6 protein-coding genes are annotated in these 5,014 nt (G+C 71.0%); 2 read left to right on the top strand and 4 right to left on the bottom strand.

Annotated elements, in window-relative coordinates; all coding sequences use genetic code 11:
• From AB0C29_RS33180 to AB0C29_RS33190, 3 genes are all read right to left on the bottom strand, one after another.
• Positions 1-426: Nif3-like dinuclear metal center hexameric protein (locus AB0C29_RS33180; RefSeq protein WP_360828658.1), on the bottom strand; the 426-nt coding region annotated here is incomplete at its 3' end.
• Between the two features lie 21 nt (positions 427-447).
• On the bottom strand, positions 448-1,032 hold the full coding sequence (locus AB0C29_RS33185; RefSeq protein ID WP_360828661.1) for a flavoprotein: 585 nt from the start codon (positions 1,030-1,032) through the stop codon (positions 448-450).
• A gap of 16 nt (positions 1,033-1,048) precedes the next feature.
• Entirely contained in the window at positions 1,049-2,278 is a 1,230-nt protein-coding gene (locus AB0C29_RS33190; protein WP_360548399.1) for a helix-turn-helix domain-containing protein, read from the bottom strand.
• 245 nt (positions 2,279-2,523) lie between these two features.
• Between AB0C29_RS33190 and AB0C29_RS33195 the strand changes: the two genes are divergently transcribed.
• Both AB0C29_RS33195 and AB0C29_RS33200 read left to right on the top strand, forming a co-directional pair.
• A complete protein-coding gene (locus tag AB0C29_RS33195) occupies positions 2,524-3,219 on the top strand; it encodes a bifunctional DNA primase/polymerase (RefSeq protein WP_360828664.1) in 696 nt (231 codons plus the stop codon).
• Between the two features lie 280 nt (positions 3,220-3,499).
• On the top strand, positions 3,500-4,615 hold the full coding sequence (locus AB0C29_RS33200; protein ID WP_360828667.1) for an SGNH/GDSL hydrolase family protein: 1,116 nt from the start codon (positions 3,500-3,502) through the stop codon (positions 4,613-4,615).
• Between the two features lie 3 nt (positions 4,616-4,618).
• On the opposite strand, the gene AB0C29_RS33205 is transcribed toward AB0C29_RS33200, so the two are convergent.
• The coding region (locus AB0C29_RS33205) for a cupin domain-containing protein (RefSeq protein WP_360828670.1) at positions 4,619-5,014 on the bottom strand (396 nt) is incomplete at its 5' end.

Consider the following 5,014-nt stretch of genomic DNA (forward strand, 5'->3'; position numbering starts at 1 on the left):
GGCCGGGCTGCCCGGCGCGGCCGGGACCAGCGGGCGCAGGTCGACGAGATCCAGCCGGGCGGCGAGCGCGTCGGAGACGCCCGGGTTGGCCACGTCGGCGTTGGTGTGCGCGACGTAGAGCGCCACGTCGGCCTTGATCAGCCGATGCACGATCCGGCCCTTGTACGTGTCCGGCGCGACCGACGAGACGCCCTTGAGCAGCAGCGGGTGGTGGGCGACGATCAGGCTCGCGCCCGCCTCGACGGCCTCCTCGACGGTCTCCGGGACGCAGTCGACCACGCAGAGAACCGTGCTGACCGGGGTGTCGAACTCGCCCAGGACGAGTCCGACCCTGTCCCACTGCTCGGCCCAGGCACGCGGATAACGGGTGTCGAGAGCACCCACCACGTCACGGACGGTCGGTGGGGCGGCAGCAGAGTCGGTCACGGCCGCCCACTCTACCCAGCTTCAGGAGCGGGCTCCGGGCTCGACTCGGTTGTCGGCCGGGAATCGGGCGTGCAGGGCCTGCAACGCTCGCCGCCACGGGAACTGGCTCCGGAAACGGTCGTTCTGTCCCGGTCCGCCGAGGCGTACGACGTCGTCGCCGTAAAGCACCTGAACGCCCCAGCTGCGCAGCCGGGTGATGCTCTCGTGCAACGTCGGGTGCAGCGCCATGACCCTGTTCGTGTACGGCACCACGACCGTCGGGATGTTGAAGCCGTACCCCTCGACCAGCAGCCCGAGCACCAGGGTGTCGGTGATGCCGGCGGACCACTTGTTGATCGTGTTGACCGTCGCCGGGGCCACGATCATCGCGTCGGCCGGCGGCAGCAGGTCCTCGTCGCCGGGGTTCTTGTAGTAGCTGCGCACGGCGTGCCCGGTCTGGGCCTGCAGCGCGGCGGCGTCGATGAACTTGCGCCCGTCCGGCGTGGTGATCACGCAGACCTCCCAGCCGTCCCGCTGCGCCAGGTCGACCAGCAGGCCGACGTCGCGGGCGATGGGCGAGCCGCACACGAGGACGTACAGCACGCCGGGCGAGGTGTTGATGTTCATCACCCGAGAACCCACCTCATACGCCGACTCCCATCTGCTCGGCCAGCTCCGCGATGGGTGCCGGCGGTGTACCCCGCGTGCGTCGTAACACGTCGGAGATGACCTCGTGGGCGAGCGGGCGGCAGCGGATCTCCGCGGGGGCCAGCCGATCGCCCTCCAGCAGCATCTCGCTGGCCATCTCCACGTCGCCGACCTGCGTGTAGCCCCGCGCGATGTCCAGGTAGTGGTGGGCCCGCCGCTCCGGCAGCATGGCGGCGAAGCTCTCCTTGTTGATCCGGTTGTGCGTCTCGATCGCCTTGCCGCCGTCCCCCAGCTCCACCGCGGCCGCGGCCCGGTGCAGCTCCACGTTCGTCGGCCCGAAGGACGACCAGTAGTGGTTGTAGTCGCCACCGAGCGCGCCGGCCGCCTGCTCGGCGCCACACACCAGGTCGCGGACAGTGGCACTGTCGCCGATCCGCGCGGCGGCCATGGCGCCGGTGAGCAGCAGCAGACCGTAGACGGAGAGCCGCTCCGGGGTGGCCGACTCCGGCGTGGTCGGCGCCAGCCGGTTGGCGATGTTGACGTTGACCTCGAGGGCGGAGCGGATCCGGCCGAGGGAGAGCAGCGCCATGCCGACCCGGTGCGTCGCCATCCCGGCGAGCAACTGGTCGCCGGCGCGTTGCGAGACGGCGATCGAGCGGTCGGCGGCCAGCCAGGAGAGCTCGTGCTCGCCGACCTTGCGCAGCGCCGACGACGCGATCTGGTAGACCTGCCCGAGCAGGTGCGCCGCGTCGCGGGCTTCCTCACCGGTGGCGTGGGCACTGTCGGCGGCCTGGGCGTCGCGCAGCAGCTGTGGCAGCTTGCGGGCGAGGACGCCGTACTTGGCGTGCTGGTAGGTCAGCCAGGCGTGGCTCACCGCCTTGCGCATCTCCGCCAGGGGCGGTGCCATCGGCACCGGGTGGAAGAACGCGCTCATCTGGTCGTAGCGTTCCAGCGCCGCGCGGATCTCCTCGACCTCGACCTGGTCGATGCAGTTCTGCGTCTCCGGCCTGCGCTCGACGTCCTTGCCCAGCAGCAGCTGGACGTCGATCTGCAGGACGTCGGCGATCTCATAGACGACGGAGAACTTGTCGAGCCGGCGGACGCCTCGCTCCACCTTGTCGACCCAGCTCTTCGACTTTCCCAGCCGGTCCGCGAAGACCTGCTGGGACATCTTTCGACGGCCGCGCCAGTAGGCGACTCGGCGGCCGATCGGCAGCTCGTCCACGGTGCCTCCCCCACTCATCCGGCGACCCCCGCCGGTGAGCATTGCGGTGTGTCAGCTGCAGTGTGGACCTCACTCCTCTGTGCGGGTCGCACAGGTTGTGTGATCGTCTGCCCACCGATGCTCGATAGTTTCTCATGCAAGTTGCAATACGTGATCTGCCCCGACAAACGAGGCGTGTCGAGCTTGGTAACGGCAGTTGCGACTGCTATAGCGGCCACTAGTGCCGGATCGGAGGTATTCCGACCATGCAGTGGAGCAACCGATGGCCGATCGGCCCATGGGAGTACGTTGATCGGCTGCGACTGCGGCGGGCCGCCCTGCGGTACGCCGCGCAGGGCTGGGCCGTGACCCCGGGCGCCTATCTGGCCGGTCACCGCTTCGCCTGCGGCCGGGCCGGCTGCCCGATCATGGGCTGCCATCCCGCCATCGAGTCCTGGGAGGAGGATTCCAGCACCGATCCCGCGCGGGTGGCGCGCTGGTGGCGCCGCCGGCCGTACACGGTGCTGCTGGCCACCGGCTGGAAGTTCGACGTGCTGGAGGTGCCCGCGGCCGTCGGCCTGCGGGTGCTGGGCGCGGTGCGCCTGCACACCGGCGTCCTCGGCCCGGCGAGTGGAGACGCCCGCGGTCCGGTCGTGGTGACGCCGTCCGGGCGCTGGATGTTCCTGGTACGCCCGGGAGCGGAACTGCGGCCGGAGCTCGGGTCCTGTCTGGACGTGCTGCGCCACGGTCGCGGCTCGTGGATCCCGGCAGCACCGAGCCGTACCCCGCAGGGCCCGGTCCGCTGGGCCGTCTCCCCGGAGCAGACCGGCTGGCAGCTGCCCGAGTCGGCGGTCGTCCAGACGATGCTGCTGGACGCGCTGGAAGTCCTCGGCCGACGGCCGCAGCCTCCCGCCACGGTGAGTGTCCCCCGGCAGATGTCCACCGCTCGCCGGGCGGCCTGAGCGAGGCCCACCGGACGCCGCGAACTGCCCGTCGCGCGGATCGAGGATCCACGTGGCGGACGGTATCCGGGCATGGTCGGGGGCACTCATGTCAGTTGACAACGTATTTGCCTACCTTGAGGTAGTCGAGTCACCTGATTGGGTGAACACCTGATCACTCTGCGCAGAAGTTCGCCCGATCGGCTATCGGGCCCTCGCCTGGCGTTGACACTTGACCGGTTCAGTGGTGGCATCGACAGTCACGAATGAGTTAGCCGGGAGTGACCCCCGAGGAGAGCCCGTGCGACCGAGCCGTCTGACCGGAACCCTGCTGGCCGCCGCCCTGCTGCCGGCCCTGCTGCTGTCCACGAGCGCCGGTGCGGCACCCCCGCCGGCCGGGCCCGCCACCGCGCTGTCCCCTGTGCACACCGCCGGGCGCGTCGAGGCGACCGCGGACGCATTGCAGTTCAGCTGGCCCGGGGTCTACTTCGAGGGCCGCTTCCGGGGCACCGGCGTCGGGATCGTCCTCAACGACGCCGCCGCCGACTACGACGTGCAGGTCGACGGGGCGACGGTCGCCACCCTGGTCATGCCCGGCCGGACCACGTACTGGGTGCGTGACCTGGCCCCCGGCCCGCACCGGGTCCGGCTGGTCAAACGGTCGGAGAGCCCCTGGGCGGTCAGCGAGTTCGGCGGCTTCGTGCCCGCGGCCGGTGGCGCGATCCTGCCCGGTCCCCCGGCCCGGCACCGGCAGATCGAGTTCATCGGTGACTCGTACACCGCGGGCTACGGCAACCTTTCCGCGTCCCGGGACTGCACCGGCGACGAGGTCAACCGGACCACGAACGCGGACCTGAGCTTCGGCGCCCTGACCGCCCGGCGCCTGCACGCCGACTACCAGCTCAACGCCTTCTCCGGCCGCGGCATGGTGCGCAACTACAACGGCGGCGAACCGGGCACCAGCTACCGCACCTACTACGACCGGGCGCTGCTCAGCGTGGACGGCGACGTCTGGCGGCCGGGCCGGTGGCGGCCCCAGCTGGTCGTGGTCGGCCTGGGCATCAACGACTTCTCCACCGCGATCAACCCGGGCGAGCAGTGGACGCCGGAGAGTCTGATCGCCGCGTACCGCACCGCCTACCTGGGCTTCCTCGACAAGCTGCGGGCCCGCTACGGACCCCGGACGATCATCGTGGTGAGCGCGACGGCAGTCTCCGGCACCACGGCGTTCGCCGACACCGCCCGGCAGGTCGTCCAGGAGAGCAACGACCGCGGCGACAGCCGGGTCCGGTACTGGTACTACGACAGCGCCGGGCTGGACTACGGCGGCTGCCACTGGCACCCGTCCCTGCGCGACCACCAGGTGATCGCCGACCGGCTGGAGGCGTACCTCGCGACGCTGCCGCTGCGCTGGTAGCCGCTACGAGCGGGTCGAGCGGGCGCGGACGTGCATCCGCTCACCCTGGCGGCCGAAGATGCTGAGGAACTCGACCGCCTCGCCGTTCGCGCTGCCGAACCAGTGCGGCACCCGGGTGTCGAACTCGGCCGCCTCACCCTCCGGCAGGACCAGGTCGTGCTCGCCGAGCACCAGACGCAACCGGCCGTGCAGGACGTACAGCCACTCGTACCCCTCATGGGTCTTGGGGTCCGGCTCGGCCCGCCGCCCGGCCGGGATGATGTGCTTGAAAGCCTGCAGGCCGGTGGCCTGCCGGCTGAGCGGCAGGATGGTCTGGCCGCTGCTGTGCCGCAGCGGCCGGGCGTAGATCCGCGGATCGCCGGTGGGCGGGGCGCCGACCAGCTCGTCCAGCGGCACCCG

The organism is Actinoplanes sp. NPDC048791, assembly GCF_040650095.1.
GTDB lineage: Bacteria > Actinomycetota > Actinomycetes > Mycobacteriales > Micromonosporaceae > Actinoplanes.

Excerpts from the sequence above, each read along its gene's own strand:
- AB0C29_RS33185 (WP_360828661.1), bottom strand. The coding sequence starts at position 1,032 with ATGAACATCAACACCTCGCCCGGCGTGCTGTACGTCCTCGTGTGCGGC.
- AB0C29_RS33195 (WP_360828664.1), top strand. The coding sequence starts at position 2,524 with ATGCAGTGGAGCAACCGATGGCCGATCGGCCCATGGGAGTACGTTGAT.